The organism is Akkermansiaceae bacterium, assembly GCA_017798145.1.
GTDB lineage: Bacteria > Verrucomicrobiota > Verrucomicrobiia > Verrucomicrobiales > Akkermansiaceae > Luteolibacter.
Window position 1 is genome coordinate 3,217,804 of sequence record CP059069.1, and the last position, 21,056, is coordinate 3,238,859.

Annotated in this window: 20 protein-coding genes; 5 read left to right on the plus strand and 15 right to left on the minus strand. The window is 61.6% G+C overall.

The features are described from left to right. Positions 1-52: 52 nt before the first annotated feature. Together HZ994_13720 and HZ994_13725 are read left to right on the plus strand one after the other, a co-directional pair. Positions 53-2,362, plus strand: a complete 2,310-nt coding sequence (locus HZ994_13720; GenBank protein QTN33325.1) for a hypothetical protein — start codon at positions 53-55, stop codon at positions 2,360-2,362. Between the two features lie 49 nt (positions 2,363-2,411). Continuing rightward, positions 2,412-2,894 (plus strand): DNA starvation/stationary phase protection protein, encoded by a 483-nt coding sequence (locus HZ994_13725; protein QTN33326.1) that lies wholly within the window; start codon positions 2,412-2,414, stop codon positions 2,892-2,894. 12 nt (positions 2,895-2,906) lie between these two features. On the opposite strand, the gene HZ994_13730 is transcribed toward HZ994_13725, so the two are convergent. Beyond that, positions 2,907-3,071, minus strand: a complete 165-nt coding sequence (locus HZ994_13730; GenBank protein ID QTN33327.1) for a hypothetical protein — start codon at positions 3,069-3,071, stop codon at positions 2,907-2,909. A gap of 79 nt (positions 3,072-3,150) precedes the next feature. Here HZ994_13730 and HZ994_13735 point away from each other — a divergent pair, with 79 nt between their 5' ends. After that, complete coding sequence (locus HZ994_13735) at positions 3,151-3,576, plus strand: hypothetical protein (protein QTN33328.1); 426 nt, start codon at positions 3,151-3,153, stop codon at positions 3,574-3,576. 7 nt (positions 3,577-3,583) lie between these two features. Here the strand turns inward: HZ994_13735 and HZ994_13740 are convergent, their stop codons facing one another. The 7 genes from HZ994_13740 to HZ994_13770 form a co-directional block, all read right to left on the minus strand. After that, entirely contained in the window at positions 3,584-4,195 is a 612-nt protein-coding gene (locus HZ994_13740) for a hypothetical protein (GenBank protein QTN33329.1), read from the minus strand. 39 nt (positions 4,196-4,234) lie between these two features. Further along, positions 4,235-5,686, minus strand: a complete 1,452-nt coding sequence (gene gatB / locus HZ994_13745; protein ID QTN33330.1) for an Asp-tRNA(Asn)/Glu-tRNA(Gln) amidotransferase subunit GatB — start codon at positions 5,684-5,686, stop codon at positions 4,235-4,237. Positions 5,687-5,739: 53 nt separating this feature from the next. Next, positions 5,740-7,065: a homoserine dehydrogenase gene (locus tag HZ994_13750; protein ID QTN33331.1), complete on the minus strand. Its 1,326-nt coding sequence runs from the start codon at positions 7,063-7,065 to the stop codon at positions 5,740-5,742. A gap of 133 nt (positions 7,066-7,198) precedes the next feature. Then, positions 7,199-8,194 carry a flotillin-like protein FloA gene (gene floA, locus HZ994_13755; GenBank protein QTN33332.1) on the minus strand — a complete coding sequence of 332 codons (996 nt, stop codon included), beginning with the start codon at positions 8,192-8,194 and terminating at the stop codon, positions 7,199-7,201. A gap of 7 nt (positions 8,195-8,201) precedes the next feature. Further along, a complete protein-coding gene (locus tag HZ994_13760; protein QTN33333.1) occupies positions 8,202-8,672 on the minus strand; it encodes an NfeD family protein in 471 nt (156 codons plus the stop codon). Positions 8,673-8,714: 42 nt separating this feature from the next. Next, on the minus strand, positions 8,715-10,112 hold the full coding sequence (locus HZ994_13765; GenBank protein QTN33334.1) for a hypothetical protein: 1,398 nt from the start codon (positions 10,110-10,112) through the stop codon (positions 8,715-8,717). Between the two features lie 12 nt (positions 10,113-10,124). Beyond that, positions 10,125-10,784, minus strand: coding sequence for an intradiol ring-cleavage dioxygenase (locus HZ994_13770; GenBank protein ID QTN33335.1), 660 nt, complete (start codon positions 10,782-10,784; stop codon positions 10,125-10,127). A gap of 113 nt (positions 10,785-10,897) precedes the next feature. Here HZ994_13770 and HZ994_13775 point away from each other — a divergent pair, with 113 nt between their 5' ends. Continuing rightward, positions 10,898-13,009 (plus strand): ATP-dependent DNA helicase RecQ, encoded by a 2,112-nt coding sequence (locus HZ994_13775; GenBank protein QTN33336.1) that lies wholly within the window; start codon positions 10,898-10,900, stop codon positions 13,007-13,009. On the opposite strand, the gene HZ994_13780 is transcribed toward HZ994_13775, so the two are convergent. Beyond that, positions 13,010-13,591 carry a helix-turn-helix domain-containing protein gene (locus HZ994_13780; protein ID QTN33337.1) on the minus strand — a complete coding sequence of 194 codons (582 nt, stop codon included), beginning with the start codon at positions 13,589-13,591 and terminating at the stop codon, positions 13,010-13,012. It abuts the gene before it with no gap. Positions 13,592-13,759: 168 nt separating this feature from the next. Here HZ994_13780 and bamA point away from each other — a divergent pair, with 168 nt between their 5' ends. Further along, entirely contained in the window at positions 13,760-16,108 is a 2,349-nt protein-coding gene (gene bamA, locus HZ994_13785; GenBank protein QTN33338.1) for an outer membrane protein assembly factor BamA, read from the plus strand. 55 nt (positions 16,109-16,163) lie between these two features. On the opposite strand, the gene HZ994_13790 is transcribed toward bamA, so the two are convergent. The 6 genes from HZ994_13790 to HZ994_13815 form a co-directional block, all read right to left on the minus strand. Beyond that, the gene (locus HZ994_13790) at positions 16,164-16,964 is read right to left on the minus strand and encodes a rhomboid family intramembrane serine protease (GenBank protein QTN33339.1); all 801 of its coding nucleotides are present in this window, start codon (positions 16,962-16,964) and stop codon (positions 16,164-16,166) included. Between the two features lie 97 nt (positions 16,965-17,061). Then, positions 17,062-17,637, minus strand: a complete 576-nt coding sequence (locus HZ994_13795) for an NADH-quinone oxidoreductase subunit C (protein QTN33340.1) — start codon at positions 17,635-17,637, stop codon at positions 17,062-17,064. A gap of 84 nt (positions 17,638-17,721) precedes the next feature. Further along, positions 17,722-18,258 (minus strand): NADH-quinone oxidoreductase subunit NuoB, encoded by a 537-nt coding sequence (nuoB, locus tag HZ994_13800; GenBank protein QTN33341.1) that lies wholly within the window; start codon positions 18,256-18,258, stop codon positions 17,722-17,724. A gap of 82 nt (positions 18,259-18,340) precedes the next feature. Next, positions 18,341-19,846 (minus strand): right-handed parallel beta-helix repeat-containing protein, encoded by a 1,506-nt coding sequence (locus HZ994_13805; GenBank protein QTN33342.1) that lies wholly within the window; start codon positions 19,844-19,846, stop codon positions 18,341-18,343. 118 nt (positions 19,847-19,964) lie between these two features. Next, complete coding sequence (locus HZ994_13810; GenBank protein ID QTN33343.1) at positions 19,965-20,696, minus strand: DUF2071 domain-containing protein; 732 nt, start codon at positions 20,694-20,696, stop codon at positions 19,965-19,967. Beyond that, positions 20,693-21,055: a hypothetical protein gene (locus HZ994_13815; protein QTN33344.1), complete on the minus strand. Its 363-nt coding sequence runs from the start codon at positions 21,053-21,055 to the stop codon at positions 20,693-20,695. The genes HZ994_13810 and HZ994_13815 overlap by 4 nt, the downstream gene beginning before the upstream one ends. Position 21,056: the final 1 nt, after the last annotated feature.

A 21,056-nucleotide genomic window follows, 5' to 3' on the forward strand; every position in this document is an offset into this window, starting at 1 on the left:
GGAACTTAACTAAACGTTGTTAAATTCAAATCATTGTGTAGCATCCGAAGCCATGAATACGGGCTTTTTGAAAGCATTGCTGTGCATGCAATTGCTGCTTGTCGGCAAAGCCATCGCCTGGACCCCCGGCACCTACCCGGCACCCAGCCGGAATCTCACGGTTGACAGGCAATCCCGCAACGATGTCCTGTCATTCTGGCACGGTGTTTACCAGGCGTCCGAGGGTTTCCAAGGCCGGATGGGCTGGACAGGCTCCTATGCGACCACGCCCGGCTCGGAAGGGACCATCAGCCCGGCTTTCATCGCGGACACGGAGCGGCGCCTGAACTTTTACCGCGCCCTGGCGGGCGTCCCCGCAAACGCCACGCTCAACACCGCTTCCCTGGTGAACATCCAGCCCGGCGATGCGCACAAGCCGGACGCAAGCACCACCAAAGCCCTGGCGGTGCAGCGCGCCGCACACATGATCGCGGTCAATTACAACACAACGACAAGGACGAACCCGGCCTATTCGCACAACCCGCCGACCGATGCCATCCTATGGGACGCTTCCCGCTGGAATGCCATGTTCAACGGAAACATCACGCAGGGTTTCCATGGGCCTGACGCCATCACCGGATATGTGACGGAAAACGCCGCCACCGGAGTGGGCACCGAGAACTCCATCGCCGCGCACCGCCGCTGGATCCTGAGAGCCGCCTCCACCAATTTCGCCACCGGCGATGTGCCTGGTTTCAACAGGTTCGACGACTCCGGTGCGAGCCGCATCCTCCCGTCCAACGTGCTCTATGTGATACAGAACCCGGATGAGAACGCCACCGTGGCAGCCGCCTTCACCGCCTATCCACCCGCAGGCTTTTTCCCCTCGCCGCTGAATACGAAATTCTGGTCGCTCACCCGCCAGGGGGCGAATTTCTCGGCAGCGACAGTGACCGTATCCGTGGTGGGCGGTGCCACGGTAGCCGCCGTGAAGCAGCCGGTTTCAAGCGGTGCGGGGGACCCCACCATTGTCTGGCAAATGCCTGCTGCGGATGCCGCCACATCGTTCCCGGCGGACAAGACCTACCAAGTGACCGTCTCCGGGATCACCGGCACAGGCGTCCCCGCAAGCCACAGCTATCAGGTGACTATGGTGAACCCTGATATCCTGGCTTCCGACCAATCCCTTGCAGGCACGGACTCGCCGAATCCAAGTTTCCCGGCGAGCTACACCTTCACCCCTCCCCCGCATGCGGAGGCACTTCGGGTCAACACCTACCGGCAGATCCCGGCGACCTGGACGGAGAATGCGGAGGCAGCCACGGCCAGCCTCATCACGGACGGCACCGCAGCATCCTATCCGCTCCTGTTCACCGTTGCCTCCGGGGATACGAATTTCAAGCCGATCTCCGGTGCACGTTCCTTCCGCCTGGCGCATCCCACGGAATACGACCTCACCGTGCGCGGCGTGCCCGAGCAGACGTTCCGTATCGATCGGAAAATGCTGCCCAGGGTGGGTGCGGCACTCTCCCTGAAATACAAGCTCGGCTTCATCGGCACGAACAGCCGCTTCGCCATCGAAATGTCCGACAACGGCGGAGCCACCTGGACGGCCCTGGAAACCATTCCGGGCAACGACAATGCCAGCACCCAGACTGCCGCGACAAGCGTCTCCTACCCCTTGCCGCTATCCGCCTCGCCCCTGAGCTTCCGCTTCCGGCTCTACGCGATCAATAGCAGCAGCGGCTATGTTTTCGCGGAAGACATCTTTCCCAACCGTGCCACTGGCGTATTCATCGACGACATCACGGTGACCAACTGCGATCTCCTCGATCCCCGCATGTCCAACGATCTTCCCGCCGGGGCCGCGAGCTTCACCCTGGACTCCACCACGCGCGGCGGCGATATGGCGGTTGGCGAGCAATGGCAGCTCGCCCTTCAGACCAAGCTTGGAAATCGCTGGTTCCCCGACGGCCCGCTGAAAAGCATCGTGGCGTCTTCCGTGGTGCCCGCCACCCCTTACGAGCAGTGGTTGGCGGAAAACCCGGGTGTCACCGGAGGTTTCGCAGACGATGACGATGGGGACGGCTTGCGCAACGGGGTGGAGTTCGCCTTTTTCAGCGATCCACGCGCGAACACCCCGGATCCGACGGAGGTGCTTGCCCCCGTCGGCGGTTCCACGGTCGCGCTGCGCCGCCCTCTCGCCATGGCAAGGGCGGGCGCGGTCTATGAAGCCCAATGCTCCGAGACGCTCGACGGCGGCTGGTCTTCAGAAAATGTCACCGTGACGATCGCCGGCGGTTTCATCACCGCCACGGCACCGCGGCCACCCTCGGGAAAATGCTTCCTGCGTTGGAAAATCACGGCCCAATCATTGCCGTGAATCGGGTTTGGCTTGCGGTGACGGGCTTTGCGATTAGTTTGCCGACCTTATGAGTGCTACAAAAGCTATCGAAAACATCAAGCCCTCCTCGGTGGATGCCATCGCCGCGAACCTCAACCAGGTGCTTGCCGATTCCTACGGGCTTCTCGGCCAGCTCCACATCGCACACTGGAATGTGGAAGGGACGGATTTCCTCGCCCTGCACCAGATGTTCCAGGCGCAATACGAAGAACTCTTCGTGGCGATCGACGACATTGCGGAGCGCACACGCGCAATCGGCAGGTATTCGGAAGGCGGGCTGAAACGCTTGGCGGAAATGTCCAATGTCAGCGAGGCGCCCTCCGCGGCGGCGGCGTCTTCCAAGGAATTCGTCTCATCCGTCCTCATGGCGAACGAGGTGGTCATCGAGGCCGCGGTGAAAGCCCGCAAGGTTGCAGCCGAGGCAGGCGATGCGGAAACCGAGGATCTTCTCATCGGGCGCATCGGTGTGCATCAGAAAGCAGTCTGGTTCCTCAACAGTTACCTGAAATAACGCGACCCCGCCTCACTTGGTTTCCTCAAAGCCCTTTGCCTTGCAGAGGGCTTTTTTCGTGTTCGCGACACGTCCGCACTTGCGGCAATAGAACTTCGGGTCGCGGATGATCGCAAACAAGCGCTCGGGTTGTTCCTCCAGCTCCTTCTTTGACCAATCGCAGATCGTTTTCGCCATGTGGAGATAGTAGACGTATTGAGAATAATTCGCAATAGCATTTGACGGAATAAGAAGGCCCGTTCATTTTCAGGGGGTGATGGTTTCGACAAAACAAGCTCCTGCCGAGAAGCAACCCGGGAATCTTGCCATCCCTAGCTTATCGCCGCTGATCGGCTGGATCGATAGGGAGCTTGCGGACACCTTCGGAACGGCGCATGGACGGGGAGGGGATACCTTGCTGAAGCTGCGCAGGGAGTTTTCCCGGAACTGCCTGAACTCCGCGATCGGAGGCTTCTACCGGCTCTTGCCAAGGCTGGAGCGGAACCACTTTCTCCTCAGCTACCGCATTCGCCGTTGGATTTCGCTGAATTATGAGATCACCGTATCCGATCCCCTGGAAAGGGTGCCTGCGGAAAGGTTGTCCATCCGCCAAGGAGACAGGGCTCTGGCGGACCACCGCGGGGATTTCGCGCAGCGGGGCATCGCGGCTGCTGATGTGCGCATGCAGGTCGTGGTGCGCTGAGACCCCTCTATTCCGGGTAGCGGATGTCGGGAATCTTGCCTTTCCAGAGGCCATTCTCAGGATCGAGGAGGTGAAGTCCGCCGCCGATGAGGGCTTCGCCTTTGCTGTTGATGTTCAGGACGGTGACGGATCTATCCAATCGCAGGACAACGGCTTTTCTGTCGAAGGGCTTGGGATCGAATTTCTTTGTGCCGGGAATCAATGGGGCGAAGGCGATGGGTAGGGCCGGATGATCGTCCCGTGAAATGTTGGCGATGTAGGCGAAGGCACACTCACCTTTTTCCAAGAGATGTCCGGGGCTGATATCGCCATCGGGTTTTCTCGCTCCGTCAACCTTGGCGTAGAAGATTTGCTCGGAATCAGAGAGTTGTGCGGCGAAGAGCTGGCGGAAGAGGGCGTTGGAGGAGGTGCCGGAGAGATTGGTTTTTGATGGGTGCTTTTCTCTGACGAGGGCTGCGGTTTCGTCGCTGGGGAAACTTCCGTATTCCGCGTTGAAGTCCATGAGTGGGTAATAGAGCTGGCCGAGGTTGGAGATGGCCTGGGCTTGGACGGGATTCTTCTTGCTGCGAATGATCTCTGTGATCGGTTCTTCGATCGATGGTTGATCGTCTTCGGGCATGGGTTTTTGCTGTGGGAAGACGGCGACCGAAGATCGCCGCTACAGTAGCTTCGCCCGGAGCAGGTCGGTGACCTGTTTCGGGTTGGGCTTGGTGGGGGCGGCTTTCATGACTTTTCCGGTGAGGAAGTTGAGGAGCTTTTCGTTGCCGGCTTTGATGGCTTCGACTTCGGTGGGGTTTTCGGCGATGGCGGTGTCGACTAGGGCTTCGAGATCGCCGGCGGAGGTGGGTTTGAAGCCCAGGTCGTCGGCGATGTCTTTCGGGGCTTTTTCCGGGGAGGCGAAGAGGGCGGTGAAGACTTCCTTGGCTTGGTTCGGGGCGAGGGTGCCGTCTTCGACTAGGACGAGGAGGTCGCGGAGTTTCTCCGGGGGGACGGGGCAATCGGCGATGGTGATGGATTGCTCGTTGAGGGTGCCGAGGAGGTTGTTGATGAGGAAGTTCGCGGTCTTTTTGGCGGGGATGGCCGGGTCTGCGGTGGCTTCGAAATAGCTGGCGAGGTGGCTGTCGGCGGTGAGGACGGCGGCGTCGTAGGGGGTGAGGCCGAAGTCGTTTTCGTAGCGGGCGATTCTTTCCAAACGCGGCTCGGGGACGAGGGGGCGGACGGTTTCTAACAGAGGAGCGGTGGCGATGGGGAGGAGGTCGGGGCAGGGGAAGTAGCGGTAGTCGTGGGCGTCTTCCTTGGTGCGCATGAGCTGGGTCTCGCCGAGGTCGTCGTTCCAGCGGCGGGTGGATTGGATCTGGGGATGCCCGGCGTCGAGTTCCTCGGTCTGGCGGGCGATCTCGTGGTGGATGGAGCGGCGGATGGCGGAGAAGGAATTGAGGTTTTTCAGCTCAACCTTCGCGCCGAGGGGATCGGATTCGTTTTTGCGGAGGGAGATGTTCACGTCGCAGCGGAGATTGCCTTTTTCGAGGTCGGCGTCGGAGGTGTTGCAGGAATGGAGAACCATCTGCAGGGAGCGGAGGTAGGCGAAGGCTTCCTCGGCGGATTCGAGATCCGGCTCGGTGACGATCTCCATGAGGGGGGTTCCGGCGCGGTTGAAGTCGATGAGGGAGGTGGTGGCGAGGTGGGTGGATTTCGCGACGTCTTCTTCGAGGTGGATGCGGTTGAGGCGGACGACCTTGTTCGGGGTCTTGATGTCTTTTCTCGCGTCGGTTGGGTAGCAATCGTCGAAGAGGGGAACGCCGCCGCCGAGGCAGAGGGGAAAATCCATCTGGGTGGTCTGGTAGTTTTTCGGCATGTCCGGATAGAAATAATTTTTCCGGTCCCAGCGGGAAAATTCCGGTGAGCAGCAGCCGAGGGCGAGGCCGGTGAGGAGGGTTTTCTCAATGGCGCGCTTGTTGAGGACGGGCAGTGCGCCGGGGTAGCCGAGGCAGACGGGGCAGGTGTTCGTGTTCGGGTCGTCGCCGAAGGAGGTGCGGCAGGCGCAGAACATCTTGGTGTCGGTGTTGACCTGGGCGTGGACTTCGAGGCCGATGGTAACTAGGTAGGACATGGGAGAGAGTGGGAAGTGCCGAGTGAGAAGTGATCAGTGAGAAGAGAAGATTCCTAGCCGAGGTTTTCGATGCGGAAGACTACGGGTTGGGAGTTTACGCAGTCGAGGGATTCGATTTCGGCGAGGGCTGCAGTCAATTTTCCAAAGGGGCAGGAGTGGAGTAGGAAGACCATGTCGACGAATTCGGCGTCGGGGTTGGAGGAATCGACGGGGGAGTGGGTGCCGGAAATGCCGATCCTGTGGTTGGCGATGACGGTGGCGATCTCGGCGACTACGCCGGGGCGGTCGGTGACGTCGAAGCGGACGTAGTAGGCGGTGCTGGTTTCCTCGATGGGGACGAGGGTGCCGGTTTCCCGGTAGGGGAGGAAACCGCGGTGGCGGGCGGTGTGGGCGAGGTCGCGGGCGGCTTCGACGAGGTCGGCGACGACCGAGGAGGCGGTGGGGCCTTGTCCGGCTCCGCGGCCGTAGAAGAGGGATTCGCCTGCGGCGTCGGCGTTGACGGAGACGGCGTTGAAGACCCCGTTGACGGAGGCGAGGATGTGTTTCTGGGAAATGAAGGATGGCTGGACGCGGAGCTCGACGGAGCCGCCATCGCGTTCGCGGACGACGGCGAGAAGCTTGATGACATAGCCGAGGGATTTCGCGAACTGGATGTCGGTGGGGCGGACTTGCTCGATACCGGTGACGTAGATGCTGGCGGGATCGATTGGGAAACCGTAGGCGAGGGTGGCGAGGAGGATGGCCTTGTGGGCGGCGTCCCAGCCGTTGACGTCGAGGGCGGGATCAGCCTCTGCGTAGCCGAGATCCTGGGCTTCCTGGAGGGCGGTCGGGTAATCGATGCCGCGCAGGGTCATCTGCTCGAGGATGTAGTTCGAGGTGCCGTTGATGATGCCGGTGAAGGAGTGAATCTGGTTGCCGATGAAGGAATCCTGGACGGTTTTGACGATGGGGATCCCCCCGGCGATGGCTGCCTCAAAGAAGATGGGTGTTTCCATTTTCCGGGAAATGGCGAAGAGCTCGACCCCGCGCTCGGCGAGGAGTGCCTTGTTGCCGGTAACGACTGGTTTTTTCGCGAGGAGGGCGGAGGCGACGATTTCGAAGGCGTCGGTGGTGCCGCCGATCAGCTCCACGACGATGTCCACGGAGGGATCGTTGACGAGTTCGTGCCAGTCGGTGGTGAGGATTTCCGCAGGGACGGCGGAGGTGGTGGCGCGGGTCTTGTTGGGGTCGCGGACGAGGATTTTCGTGATGTGGAGGGAAACGCCTTTGGCGGTGCGGTCGGAGATGAGATCGCCGTTTTTTGCTATCGTGTTCCATACGCCGGAGCCGACGGTGCCGAAGCCCGCCAAGCCGATCCCCAATGTTTTGCAGTTGCTCACGCGGGCAGGCTGGATCTTTGAATCCCAAACTTCAAACTTCAAAACCGGGGGAAAGAAAACGCCCGAGGGAATCCCCGGGCGATTTGATGCACCGCGGGACGCGGTTTTCACGGCCTGCCCCGGGAGGGGGCAGTTACGGCTGTTTGGATATGGAGTCGCGCATCCCGGTGTCGGATTTGATGTTTTCCATGCGGTAGTAGTCCATGACGCCGAGGTTGCCGGAGCGGAAGGCTTCGGCGAGGGCGAGGGGGACCTGGGCTTCGGCCTCGACGACCTTGGCTTTCATTTCCGCGACGCGGGCGATCATTTCCTGCTCGAGGGCGACGGCGGCGGCGCGGCGGATTTCGGCTTCGGCCTGGGCCATGTTCTTGTTCGCCTCGGCCTGGGCTTCCTGGAGCTGGGCGCCGACGTTCTCGCCGACATCGACGTCCGCGATGTCGATGGAGAGGATCTCGAAGGCGGTGCCGACATCGAGGCCGCGGGCGAGGACGACCTTGGAGATGGAGTCGGGGCTTTCGAGGACGACCTTGTAGGATTCGGCGGAGCCGATGGTGGTGACGATGCCCTCGCCGACGCGGGCGATAATGGTTTCCTCCTTCGCGCCGCCGACGAAGCGGTCGAGGTTGGTGCGGACGGTGACGCGGGCACGGACCTTGACCTGGATCCCGTCCTTGGAGACGCCATCGATGGTGGTTCGGCCGGAGGAGGGTGCGGGGCAGTCGATGACTTTCGGGTCAACGGAAGTCCGGACGGCCTCGACGACGGATTTTTCGGAACCCTTGGTTGCGAGGTCGATGGCACAGGCACGATCCCAGTTGAGGTTGATGCCGGCTTTCATGGCGGCGATGAGTGCCTGGATGGTGGGGAGGACGTTTCCTCCGGCGAGGTAGTGGGCTTCGATTTCGTTGATGTCGATCTCGATTCCGGCCTTTTTGGCGGTGATGCGGCTATCGACGATGGGGCCGTATGGCACCTGGCGGAGTCGCATGGCGATGAGATCCGAGAAGCCGACGTATGCCCCGGCCAGCCATGCGCGCAGCCAGACGCTGAAGAATGAGAGGATTATGAAGGCGGCGATGAGGCCGACGATGCCGAGGATGATGAGCAGGATGGTGGTGAGGTCTAACATGGGAGGTTTAGGTTCTGGTTCTTACGATGAGCTGGAATGAATTCACGGACACGATCTCAAGGATGGTGCCCTGCGGGATCTGGCCGGATTGGGAAACGGCTTCGTAGCGCTTCCCGCCGACCATCACATATCCGCTGGGCGAGAGCACTGTGATGGATTCCGCGTCCTTGCCAATCAAATCCCGCGCCTCGGAGCCGATTGCCGAGGAGGTTGCGGAAATCTCGTCGTCGAGGAAGAAGCGGCGACCGAACTTCGTGTTCGGGAGGATCTTGAACTGGACGTAGAAAAGGGTGATGGCGGCGAGGATCGTGATGGCGATGGCGATCATCCCTTCCGTGGGGCCGAGTATGACGAAGGAAACGATGCAGCCGGTGAAAAGCGAGACCCCTCCGACAATGCCGAGGATGCCGCCGGGGATCATCACCTCCGCGGCGAGCAGGAGCAGTCCGAGGGTGAAGAGGAGGATGATGAGCGTCATAAAGATTCAAACTTAAAACTCAGACTCTAGGGAGGAAATTGCTCAGCCGATCACCTCGACCTTTAGCTCGAACTCGGTTTTTTCCATGACCCGGACGGCGGTGCCGGGGTCTGCGGTGCCGAGGGCGAGGCGGGCGTCGTAACGTTTTCCTGCGATCTCAATCTGTCCCGAGGGGTATAGTGCGGTGATGGCATGGCCTTGGGCGCCGATGAGGGATGGCTCCGAGCGGGCGGCGGAGGATTGGGTGGTTTCGCCGCCGATGGCGGATTGGAGAACCATTTTTCCCCACAGGCCGCCGCTGGGCATGAAGCGCAGGAGCGCCGCGAAGAGCGCGATGGATCCGGCTGTGCCGATGATGAGGTTGGTGAGGGGTTTCACGAGGAAACCGGAGTCCCATGCGATGGGTTGGTCCGGCCAGATGTCCGACATGCCCCAGAGAAGGGAGCCGAGCATCATGATGGCACCTGGGATGGCGAGCATGAAGAAGCCGGGGATGAAAAACAGGTCGATGAGGACGAGCGCGAAGCCGATGAAGAAGAACAAGGCCGGCTCGTGCCCGGAGAGACCGGCGGCGTAGTGGCCGAAAAAGACGATGGCGAGGATGATGCCCCCGCCGATGCCGAAAATGCCGAAGCCGGGGGTCTTGAACTCCAGGTAGATGAGGAGGAGCCCGGCGGCGAGGAGCAGGGGTGCCCATGCCGTGAGGTATTGGGCGAGCCGCTCCGACCATGAGACCTCCAGTTTTGTGACCGAGTGGTTTCCCTCGCCGAAAAGCGTGTTCAGCAATGAGTCGAGGTTCGGCTCGATTCCGGCGGCGAGGAGGGGCCTTGGCGGGTCGCCGTATTCCTTCATGGCCTCGGTGGCGGTGAGGGTGAGGAGTTCCTTTTTCGGTTTGATGATCTCATCGCCGAATTTCAGCTCGTAGTTCGCGTCGATCATGGCGGAGATGGCCTTGGCGCGGTTTTCCTCATCCCCGGACATGGCGCGGACGCGGGCTTTCAGGTAGGAGACGATCTTTTGTTTCATCGTCTCGTCGATGTCGGCCCCGGCTCCTGAGACGGGAGCGGCCGCACCGATGATCGCGGTGGGGGCGAAATAGATTTCGCTGGTTCCTGCCGAAATGAGCGCTCCGGCGGAGATGGCCTCTGTGTTGACGTAGGTGATGACTTTTCCGGGGAATTTGTCGATGGCCTTGAGCATGTCGAAGGTGACATCGAGGCGGCCGCCGGGGGTCTCCATGTCGAGGATCACCGTGTTTGCTCCCTGCTCGATGGCAGTCTTCAGGCCGCGGCGGAGGATGTAGAGTTCAGGCGGGGCGATCTGGTCGCGGATGGGGATGACGACGACCTTGGTCGGTTCCGCTTTCCCCGTTTCCTGCGCGGGCAGGGTTGCGGGGAAGAGGGCGGAGAGCGCGAGAAGGAGGCGGAGTGTTCTGGTCATGACAGTGGAGGCTTACATGTCGCCCGGCGTGAAGCCCATGACAATGTCGAACTTCGCGGCCAGCTCGCCGGCCTTGCTTTCCGGAATGGGTGTGAAATCGCGGATGATGGATTCCCGCTGTTTTGCGTCTTTCACTCTAGAGAGAAGGCCGTCCTTCTCGTTCTTCGGCTCGCCCTTGATGTAGAGCTGGGTGGTCCATTTGTCCCTACCCTTCATTTTCACCGCGAAATGGATGTGCGGGGTGCGGCCGGGATATGAGACGGGTTTGACTGTGCGGAAATAATACTCGCCGCTGGTGCCGGTGAGGAAGCGCCCGAAGCCCTGGAAGTTCGCATCTCGCTTCTCCGCGCCGTTGCTGCCCTTGTGGAGATAGACGCCGTGGTGATCCACCTGCCAGATTTCGACGAGGGCGTTGCGGATTGGCTCGCCCGAGGGGCCGAGGATGCGGCCGCTGAGGTGGGTGACCTGGCCGAGGGAGGGCTTTAGCCCGTCGTTGACGATGATGAGGTCGTTGTCGGTGTCGAGCGGGAGATCGACGGGGTAGAAGGGCCCCTCACCTTGTCTCGGGGTCTGGGTAAGGGCTTCCGCGAATGCGCCGGGGATCCACAGCCCGGCGGCTCCGAGGGCGAAATTGCGGACGAAGGCGCGGCGGGTTGGATTGGATAGGTGCATGGGATGTTTGCGGATCGGTTGAAAGGTAGGGTGTTGGCGCACGAAATCAACACCCCATCCAGCGTGTCCTCGCTCTCCCTTGCAGAGGAGCGGTTTCTCTGCATGATGGGGGTGTGGAGGGGGTACTCAAAAAAGCATTGGTCAAGGCACCGGGCGCGGCGCTGAAAGAGCATTTCGGCTTCTCCAAATTCCTCGACGGCCAGGAGGAGGTGATTTCCGAGATCGTTTCCGGAAAGGACGGGCTGGTGGTGATGCCGACGGGCGGGGGGAAATCCCTGTGTTTCCAGATCCCGGCGCTGTGTTTTCCTGGCGTGACCCTGGTGATTTCCCCGCTGATCGCTTTGATGAAGGATCAGGTGGATGCGCTGCAGGCGCGCGGGATCGCGGCGACGCTGATCAACTCCACCCTGTCCTGGCCGGAGCAGAAGGAGCGGCTCGACGGGATGAAGCGCGGGGATTTCAAGCTGGTGTATGTCGCTCCGGAAAGGTTCCGGGCGGAGAGTTTCCTGCGGGCGCTGGAGGGGGTGGAGATCTCGCTGTTTGCGATTGATGAGGCGCACTGCCTTTCGCAGTGGGGGCATGATTTCAGGCCGGATTACATGCGCCTGGGGAAGGCCTTGGAGAAAATCGGCAGGCCGCAGTGCGTTGCGCTGACCGCGACAGCGACCCCGGTGGTCAGGGAAGACATCCTGAAAGTGCTCGGTCTGCGGGAGCCCTTCGAGCGGGTAAGCGGTTTCTCAAGGCCCAACCTTTCGCTTGGGATCACGGCGGTGGACAAGGCGGCGCAGAAGGACGAGCGGATCAGGGCGGTCATCTCCGCCCACAAGACCGGCATCATCTACTGCGCGACGCGGAAGAAGGTGGATCTGGTTTCCGAAACGCTGGCCAGCTGGGGGGTGAAATGCGTTTCCTACCACGGCGGTATGGGAGATGCGGAGCGGGTGAAGGCGCAGGAGATTTTCATTTCCAAGAAAGTCGATATCGCGGTGGCCACGAACGCGTTCGGGATGGGCATCGACCGGGGGGATGTGCGTTTCGTGATCCATTACGAGATCCCGGGGAGCGTCGAGGCATACTACCAGGAGGCTGGGCGCGCCGGGCGGGATGGGGAGGCGGCGGTGTGTGAGCTATTGTTCAACTATGCGGATACCCGCACCCAAGAGTTTTTCATCGACGGGGCGAACCCTTCCGCGACGACAGTTAGGCAGATCTATCAGTATCTGCTCAACGAAGCGGACGATAACCACGAGGTTTTCCGGACGCTGGAGGACATCGCGGAGCACGCGGATGTGAAAAACTCGATGGCCGTAGGCAGTGCGCTGACCATCCTCGCGCGGGGGCGTTTCATCGAGAGATTCGATGTGAAGGCGAAGCGGATGCGGGGCACGCGATTGCTGAAGCCGGAGCTTTTGGTGCGGGACATGAAGCTTGATGAGGAGGCGATGGAGGCCAAGGACGCCCGCGACCGCGAGAAGCTCAAGGCGATGGTGGAGATGTGCTACGCGCGCACCTGCCGCCAGCAGTGGATCCTGCAATATTTTGGCGAGGCCGATGCGGCGACCTGCGGCAACTGTGACATGTGCCGGGACAGGAGCGCGGGAGATTTCCGGAAGCCCACGGCGGAGGAAGGGATGATGGTGAAAAAGGCGCTTGCAGGGGTTGCGCGGATGTCGCGGAAGCGCGGCGGCGGCTGGGAGGGCATCTATGGGAAAGGACGCATCATACAGATGCTCTCCGGCAGCAAGTCCCAGGAAATCCTCAACAACCGCCTCGACCAGCTCACCACCTACGGCATCCTCGCCGACAAGACCACGGGCTACCTCAACGGCCTTTTCCGTTCCATGGCGGAGGAGGGGCTGGTCATCACCCAGACCGGCGAGTATCCCCTGATGACCCTTTCGGACAAGGGTGAGGCGGTCATGCTGGGGAAAGCCACCTTCGAGCTGCGCTGGCCGGACGAGGTGGCCAAGCCGCAGGGCCTGGAGGCACAGGATTTCGACCCGCAGCTATACGCCATGCTCAAGGATCTGCGCTTCAAGCTCGCGAAAAAGCACGGGGTGCCGCAATACATCGTTTTCTCCAACAAGGTGCTTGAGGCGCTCACCCGATACATGCCCCCGGATGTGGGGCATGCGCTCGCCGTGCCGGGCATAGGCGAGGGCAAGGCGCAGACCTACCTGCCGCCTTTCCTGGAAATGATCCGCACCTACCGTGCCATGCGGTGACTATTCCTCGACGATGATCGCGCGCTTCGGCGGTTCGGGTTGGGCGGTTGCCACGGACTTCTCCTCCGTCTCCGCAGCGTCCTGCGGCGCGGGCGCGGGCTCCGGTGCTGCGGCCTGCTGGATTGGAGGGGCGGGCGGGGCGGTTGGGGCGGGCGGTGAAAGCTGGTCATCGAGCCTCTTGTACACCTCCATCCCCCCGAAAACCAGCCCGCCGGTGATCAGGGCCATCCACACCGCGGCCATCGCCCCGCCACCCGAGCTTTTCTCCTTCGGCTTCTCGCGGATGACGGGGGCGGAATCGGTTTCCGAGAGGTCGATGAAAGACTCAACGGCCTCTGAGTCGATCAGCGTAGTCGGCACAAGGTCTTCGATCCACTGGCTGACATCCAGGTTGAGATAGTCGCCGTATTGCCGGAGGAAGCTGCGGGCATAGAGCGGGCTGGTGAAGAACCCGAAGTCATCGGCCTCCAGCGCCTCGACGACGGCACGGGGCAACCGGGCGCGATACACTGCGTCATCCACGGTGATTTCGGCGGATTCGCGTGCGCTGCGCAGGATTTTGCCGAGGCTTTCTTCCGTCATCGTTCTGCGATGAAAGCTTATCCCGCGCCATCTTGCAACCCGCCCGGCGGCAGTCCCCGAAATTTCCGCCAAGATGCGCCGTTCCCGCAGAAATGGCCGCCGCCCGCTATTGACCTTGACGCTTCCGGAGCCTGCGGGCTTTATCGGCGCGACATTTCCACCACCACCATGACCAAGATAAAAACTTTCCCGGCGCGTGCCAGGTTGACATCACGCATCGCTCTCTTCGCACTGGCGCTTTTCGCCGCATTCGCAGGCCAGCTCCATGCCCAGGATTTCGAGGGGAAAAACATCACGGAAGTGGCCATCCGCTACCGCGGCGCCAAGACAGTCGATGAAGCCCGCATCCGCAACCTCATGTCCACCAAGGCCGGCTCCCAATACCGCGCCGAGCGCCTTGACAACGACATCAAGACCCTCTTCGAGTCCGGCCTGATCGATGACGTGCGTTTCCTCGCGGAGTCCGTCGGCGGCGGTGTCCGGGTCATCGCGGATGTCCTCACCCGCCCGGCGGTCAACGGTGTCGGATTCGTCGGCAACACGATCTTCTCGGACCAGAAACTGGCCAAGGAAACCAAGCTGAAATCCGGCGGAGCCATGGGCGACGCGGAAATCCTGGAAGCCCGCCGCAACATCGAGAAATACTACCAGGGCTACGGCTACCCCGATGTGCTTGTCAGCCACCGCACCCAGGCCACCGGCCAGCCGGGTCTGTCCGACCTGATCTTCGTGATCGACGAAGGGGCGAAAAACGAGGTCCGCAAGATCCGCTTCGAGGGCAACAGCGTCTTCACCTCCAAGGAACTGCGCAAGGAAATGAAGACCAAGCCCAAGGGCTGGTTCTCCTGGCTCACCAAGTCCGGCCGCTTCGAGTCCTACCAACTCGACGAGGATCTCGATGCCGTCCTCGATTACTACCGTGACAGGGGATACCTCCGCGCCAGCAGCCCCGGCATCCGCCGCGATCCCGTCGGCGATGGCCGGGTCGATCTCGTGGTTCCCATCAACGAGGGCGAGAAATACACCGTTGACGGTGTCAGCTTCGGCAGGATGACCGTTTTCAAGGCCGAGGAACTCTATCCCTCCATGAAACTCGTCGGCGGTGATGCCTATTCCTCCTCGGAAATGCGCGACGACATCAAGACGATCCGCAGCTTCTACGGCTCGCGCGGCTACGCGGATGCCGTGGTTTCCCCCGACATCAAGGATGCCGGCCCGAACAAGGTGACGATCAAATACCAGGTTTCCGAAGGCTCCCGCTACAAGGTGGGCAAGGTCAACATCCAGGGCAACACCAAGACCAAGGACAAGGTCATCCGCCGCGAGGTGCCGCTCAAGCCCGGAGACTGGTTCAACACCGTCGAGCTGGAAACCACCAAGGCACGCCTCGAGAACCTCCAATACTTCGGAAGCGTCGAGGCCAGCGGCACGCCCGGCGGCGGCGGCTACCGCGATGTCGATATCCTCGTCGAGGAGCGAAACACCGGCTCCGTCGGCGTCGGCATAGGCTTCAGCACGGATGCGAACATCGTGGGCTTCCTCAGCCTTGAGCAGACAAACTTCGACCTGTTCAACCCATGGGCATTCACCGGCGGCGGCCAGCGCTTCGGGATGAATCTGCGCCTCGGAACCGAGCAAACCGATTTCAGCGTCTCGCTCGTGGAGCCTTGGTTCCTTGACAGGCGCCTTTCCCTCGGCGGCGAGCTGTTCTTCCGCCAGAACCAGTTCTTCAGCGACGTGTACGAGCAGACCAACGCGGGCGGTGCGATCTATGTCCGCAAGCCGCTAACCGAGAAATCCTCGCTCAAGCTTGAATACCGCCTGGAGCAGGTCGGGATCGATGTGGATGCTGGAGCCACCGCATTCTTCAAGGCAAACGTGACGGACGGTGATTTCATCCGCAGCGCGGTGACAGCCAGCTACCTCTACGACAACCGCGATAGCACCATCGAGCCCCGCAAGGGCGAGCGCTTTGATATCTCCCTCGGCATGGCCGGGGGGATCTTCGGCGGCGATGTGGATATCATCAATTTCTCCGCCCTGGGATCGAAATACTGGAACCTCAAATGGGACACCATCCTCTCCGTCAACGGCGAACTCGCCTTCGTGGACGCCATCAACGGCACCGTCCCCGTCTTTGACCGCCTCTTCCTCGGCGGCGGGCGCACCATGCGCGGCTTCGAGTTCCGCGACATCGGCGGCCCAAGGGATAACGGTGCAGGCGGCTCCGGCGAGGTCGTCGGCGGCCAGTCGCTGGGCTTCCTCAGCGTCGAATACACCGTGCCCATCATCGATACGGTTCGCGCCGCCGTGTTCTATGACATCGGCTTTGTGAACGACGGCTCATGGGATCTCTCCCCGGGCGACGTATACAGCGACATCGGCCTCGGTTTCCGCCTCAAGCTGCCGATCAGCCCCATCCCCCTCGCCCTGGACTACGCCGTGCCTGTCAGTTCCCCGGACAATGCCGCAGACAAGGGTGGCCAGTTCAACTTCTACCTCAACTACGAGTACTAGGCCTTCGCATGAAGGGCTTCCAAAAGACGGGATGGCCTTACGGCCATCCCGTTTTTCATTTCCGCCGTCTTTCCGAGGCCTCCTGTTTTTCCCTCGCCCGTTTCAGGGATGCCAGGCTGACACGCGGCCTGAGAAGATATTTCCCGCACAGGTAGCCCGCCAGCGACCCGCCGAAATGACAAGCATGGCTGATCTGGAAAAGCCCGGCGAGATGACCCTCGGAAAGCTGCCTTCCCCATCCGGCCAGCGGGCCCGTTGACAGATCCGGATGGAGCAGGGCGAGGATGAGGTTCGTCAGGATGACGCCCAGGCCTATGGATTTTCCGCTCAGGAAAAGTGGCAGGAACCTTGATTCCGGCGAGAGCGTGGTGAGCAGGACAAGGAAGCCGAAGCAGATGGAAGAGGCTCCCACCAGGATGGGTGCATCGGCACCCGGGAGCGCTGGAGTGAGAAGCATGAAAAACACAGCTCCGGCCAATGCAGAGGATAGCGCCAGCAGCCAGAACGTCCGCTTCGGCACGATGTGCTCAAGCTTTGGCCCGAGGAGGATGAGGCAGGCGGCGTTGGCCAGGAGATGCGGCCAGTTTCCATGGATCAGCGCGTGGGAAATGGGCTGCCAGAAGGAGCCGGAGAGAAAATCCCTTGCTGTCAGGCCGAGGTGATGCTGGGCGAGCGAGAGCTTGCCCGCCATCGGGTCAAGCAGATCCCATACGACGGGAACCGCCTGCACCAGGACCAGCATCCGCACCAGCGTCCATGTGGCCTGCGCATTCCGCATCTGCCGCAGGCTCCTGCCGATGCGGCCGGAGTTGCCGCCCATCTCCTTGTCGGTTTCCGGGCTGACGGGCGGGATCATAAGAAAAATCCTAAACTTTACATTCCAAGGCCTAACTAGGAGGGCAGGTGGGAAACTCCCCTTTTGAGAGCGTAAGATTTAGGGTTCAAGGTTTCCCCTACTCCTGGTGCCTGGCTCGCGGCTCGCGCTTGGCGATGGTTTCCGCACCTGGTGAGGTGACGAAGGGGCCGCCCTCCAGCGGTGCGACGCCGGTGAAGGCGACATCCGGCATGTCGGTGGGGCGGCCGGCGAGGGGGAAATCCTTTCTCAAGGGGAAGAACGGGTAGCCCTCCCACATGAGGATGCGTTTCAGGTTTGGGTGATCGGAAAATGGGATGCCCATCATGTCCCAGACCTCGCGCTCATGCCAGTCCGCAGCTTCCCAGAGGGGGGTGGCGGTGGGGACGGACTCATCCTCGGAGACCTTGGCCTTCAGGCGCAGATGGCGGCTGTCGTCCAGGGATGCGAGCTCATAGACGACCTCGAAGCGCGGATCCTCGCCGAAGTGGTCGAGCGAGGAAATGTCCAGCAGCAGCTCGTAGCCGAGCGTCTCCTTGCAGAGCGTCAGGGCTTTCGGAAGGGCTTCCAGGCTGAGGTTCAGGGTGTTCTCGCCGCGGAATTCGTTTTCGGAAAGGATGCCTTCCCCCAGCGCTTCGCGCAGGGCGGGAATGTCGGATTCGAGGACGGCGGACATGGTGGGGAAGAGATTTGAACCGCAAAGGCGCGAAGGCGAAAGCTGTTTTTTGGTGCTTGGGGTTTGGGATCTGAGTTTTGGATTTCAGGCGTTCTCTTCGAAGAAGGTGCGCTTCTGGTCTTCGGTGGAGTGCTCCAGTTCGATTTTCTCCTGGAGTTTCATGAGACCCTCGATGAGCGCTTCGGGCCGCGGAGGACAGCCGGAGATGTAAACGTCCACGGGGATGAGCTGGTCGATGCCCTGGAGCACTGCGTAGGAACGGTACATGCCGCCGGAGGAGGCGCAGGCACCCATGGCGATGCACCATTTCGGCTCCGGCATCTGGTCCCAGACCCGTTTCACGGCGAGCGCCATCTTGTAGGTCACGGTTCCGGCCACGATCATCACATCCGCCTGGCGCGGCGAAAAGCGCATCACCTCCATGCCGAAGCGCGAGATGTCGAAGCGCGACGAGGCTGTCGCCATCAGCTCGATCGCGCAGCATGCCAAACCCATCGGCATGGGCCAGAGCGAGTTCTTGCGCATCCAGTTGATCGCCGCATCGACTCGGGTGAAGATGATGTTGCCCTCGATCTTGGAATCGTAGGCGGCGTGGGTGGATAGGGTTTCGAGCGTTTCCATGGGGAGACTGGTTGCGCAGGCACGATGGGGCGGGGGGAGGGATGTCTCAAGTGGATTGTGAATTTTTTCACAAGCGGGCGCTTCAGTTTTCCGCCCATTTGATCCTTATGCCCTGTTGCTCCTGCGGGTTGCCCTTCTTTTCGAGGAAATCCCGGAACGCTGCGAGTTCCTCTGCCGTGCCACGGATTTCCACCGCATCGGGAGCCGTAACCTGGAAATGGTTGTCGCGGGCTTTCACCTGCGCCGTGCCTGTGATGGCGGCGACCTCGCCGAAGAATTTGTTTCCCTCGATGCGAACGCCCTTCGCCCGGTCGAAGGAGAAGGTGCCTTTCTGGCCGGGGGCGAGGACGAAGGTGTTATCCCGGATCAGGGTGTTCACGGGTGCCTTGCCTCCCCACTCGCCGAACTGGATCAGGTCGGTGTCCATCCTCGGGTCGGCCTTTTTCGGGATGATGATGAGGTTGTCCCGGATGATGGAGTCCTGGGTGGTTTCCCCGGTGATGGAGAAAGTGGGGGAGAAATAATGCTTCTCGCCGCCGGTGGTGCGGCTGCCGTCGTTGATGCTGAGGTTGTGCCGGACGATGGAGCCACGGTTCCAGGCATTGTGGACGAGCCAGCCGTGATTCTTGATTCCCGGCGAGCACATGAGCATGAAACCGCCCTCGTTGCCGTGGCCGTAGTTGTAGCGGTAGGTGGTGTTGTTGCAATTGTAGTCGCAATCGAATGCCTGCGCGTCGATCCAAGCCTTGTGGCCGCTGACCTCGTTGAACTGCAGGATGGTGTTGTCGCAGGAAAACGGCCAGATGCCGGCGGCGGCTCCGCCCTCCTCGCCGTAGCGGGGGCAATCCCGCATGGTATTCCACTCGACGAGCGCGCCATCGCAGTAGGAGGGGACGATGCCATCCCCGCCGACGCCTTCGATGAGGTTGTTGCGGATCACGACACCTGTGGAAGGGTTCCAGTGCGGGCGGAACTGTCCGCCGCGGACGAGGATGCCGTTGCGCGAGCAGTGCCGGATGTGGCAGTTCTCGATCAGGACACCGTCGAAACGGACGGGCTTGTCCGTTGTTACGTCGAGCTGGATGGCGGCTCCGGAGAAATGGGTTTTCGCGAGCGCCCCGTTCACATCGTGGACATAGAGATCCGCGATGACGATGTGCCGCGCCACGGGCGGGCTTTCGTTCTTCACCTGGATGCCGAAGCGCCCCTGCTTGCGGGTGGGGCCGGAGTTGGTGAGCTCAAGGCCGCGGACTTCGATGCCATGCACATTTTCCAGGAAAACGGCGGCGGCGACCTTGCCATTGCCGTCGATGCGCGGGCGGCTTCCCTCGCCGTAGCCGGCAACCTTCACCGGTGCTTCCGGAGTGCCGCCGCCTTTGAGGCTGAGCTGGCCGCTCCACCTTTCGCCGGCCTTGAAAAGCAGGCGGTCTCCGGGTTTCAAGTCAACGGAGGAGGCTTTCCCGAGGCTCCGCCATGCCTGCTCCGGAGAGGTTCCGGCAGCCGCATCGTCCCCGTTGCTGGCATCGAAGTGGTAGTCCGCAGCCCGCGCCACTGCGGCAAGGAACAGGGTGCATGAAAGGGCTGTCAAAAATGGATTCATTCGTCCGGGCTGATCGCGCGCAGATCCCCGCGTCCAGCACAAGGCATATTCCTCTCCGGCACCCATCTAACACGAAACCGCCAGGCCGGACGGGAATGTGCTCCTGTCAGCCGTCCGATCTCATCTCCGGCTCGGAGTGCCACTCATGGGAAATGTCCCGCATGAGCAGGGCATGATCCAGGGCGATGCTTCCGGGAGGGAATATCGAGGGGTCATCGTAAAACGAGGATGCCGCCCGCAGCACTTCGAGCGGCGAGACTTTCCAGCCGCTGGCTTTCAGCAGCAGCCCGTCGAGCCTGCAGGAATCCGGCCGCGCCGAGTATCCGATGCATCCCGCCTCAAAGAACTCCGATGCTTCCGTTAGCGATGCAAAGACAGATGTGCCGGGGAAATCGCAGGAACCCCTGAGTTCGAGATCCACGAGCGGCGTGGCATCACCCGCGTCCACCCGCAGCGAGATGTTCCCATCGCGGTCGATTGCCCGGAATTCGGAAAAATGATGGACTCCGGGAAACAGCCTCCCACCCGCCAGGGAATTCAGGCGCGAACCGGTATCGCGGCGCGGCACGAAGACTCCCTCGCGCGCCTCACCGTCATCGCCCTCCCATTCCACCGCGATGCGGTGCGCCGAGTTCTCGCTGGAAATCCCCAGGAACCCCGGCAAGCCCTTGGGGCGGATCTCCTCAAGGCGGATCAGGCAAATCCCCGCAATGGCATGGCCGCGCACCAGCTTGGGACGGAACCTGGAAGGAACAAGTGCTGCCGCGATATCCGGGGAAACCCTGTAATTCAGAAGGATGCGTCGCCTGATGATGCCACTGATCGCGGGGATTCTCATGGATCGGGCACGGGCTTGAGCAGGTATCCGGCCACCCAGCCTTCGTCCCCGGCCTTGTTGCGGCACCAGTGCCAGCCGTGAACCTGCCGGAGCGATGTCACCTCGTCCCCTCGCGTCAGCTTGAGCACCGTAGGGTCGAAGTCCTCCAACGCCGCCCAGCGGTCTTCGCCGAGGGGCTCGAGGATTTCCGCAGGCACATACCCGCTGCACTCATCCGCATCACTCGCCCAGATCCAGCCGGGCCAAGTGGTGTCCGCCGGGCCGCTGGTCACTTGCTGGCCGGCGCTGAGATGGAGGGCGCGGGTGTTGCGCTCCTCGTAATCCGCATTGGCGGTGAAATTCGATTCTCCGGCTGGCATG

What these genes read in the sequence shown, in the direction of transcription:
- HZ994_13720 (QTN33325.1), top strand. Translation starts at nt 53, where the DNA reads ATGAATACGGGCTTTTTGAAAGCATTGCTGTGCATGCAATTGCTGCTT.
- HZ994_13725 (QTN33326.1), top strand. Translation starts at nt 2,412, where the DNA reads ATGAGTGCTACAAAAGCTATCGAAAACATCAAGCCCTCCTCGGTGGAT.
- HZ994_13730 (QTN33327.1), bottom strand. Translation starts at nt 3,071, where the DNA reads ATGGCGAAAACGATCTGCGATTGGTCAAAGAAGGAGCTGGAGGAACAA.
- HZ994_13735 (QTN33328.1), top strand. Translation starts at nt 3,151, where the DNA reads ATGGTTTCGACAAAACAAGCTCCTGCCGAGAAGCAACCCGGGAATCTT.
- HZ994_13740 (QTN33329.1), bottom strand. Translation starts at nt 4,195, where the DNA reads ATGCCCGAAGACGATCAACCATCGATCGAAGAACCGATCACAGAGATC.
- gatB (QTN33330.1), bottom strand. Translation starts at nt 5,686, where the DNA reads ATGTCCTACCTAGTTACCATCGGCCTCGAAGTCCACGCCCAGGTCAAC.
- floA (QTN33332.1), bottom strand. Translation starts at nt 8,194, where the DNA reads ATGTTAGACCTCACCACCATCCTGCTCATCATCCTCGGCATCGTCGGC.
- HZ994_13760 (QTN33333.1), bottom strand. Translation starts at nt 8,672, where the DNA reads ATGACGCTCATCATCCTCCTCTTCACCCTCGGACTGCTCCTGCTCGCC.
- HZ994_13765 (QTN33334.1), bottom strand. Translation starts at nt 10,112, where the DNA reads ATGACCAGAACACTCCGCCTCCTTCTCGCGCTCTCCGCCCTCTTCCCC.
- HZ994_13770 (QTN33335.1), bottom strand. Translation starts at nt 10,784, where the DNA reads ATGCACCTATCCAATCCAACCCGCCGCGCCTTCGTCCGCAATTTCGCC.
- HZ994_13780 (QTN33337.1), bottom strand. Translation starts at nt 13,591, where the DNA reads ATGACGGAAGAAAGCCTCGGCAAAATCCTGCGCAGCGCACGCGAATCC.
- bamA (QTN33338.1), top strand. Translation starts at nt 13,760, where the DNA reads ATGACCAAGATAAAAACTTTCCCGGCGCGTGCCAGGTTGACATCACGC.
- HZ994_13790 (QTN33339.1), bottom strand. Translation starts at nt 16,964, where the DNA reads ATGATCCCGCCCGTCAGCCCGGAAACCGACAAGGAGATGGGCGGCAAC.
- HZ994_13795 (QTN33340.1), bottom strand. Translation starts at nt 17,637, where the DNA reads ATGTCCGCCGTCCTCGAATCCGACATTCCCGCCCTGCGCGAAGCGCTG.
- nuoB (QTN33341.1), bottom strand. Translation starts at nt 18,258, where the DNA reads ATGGAAACGCTCGAAACCCTATCCACCCACGCCGCCTACGATTCCAAG.
- HZ994_13810 (QTN33343.1), bottom strand. Translation starts at nt 20,696, where the DNA reads ATGAGAATCCCCGCGATCAGTGGCATCATCAGGCGACGCATCCTTCTG.
- HZ994_13815 (QTN33344.1), bottom strand. Translation starts at nt 21,055, where the DNA reads ATGCCAGCCGGAGAATCGAATTTCACCGCCAATGCGGATTACGAGGAG.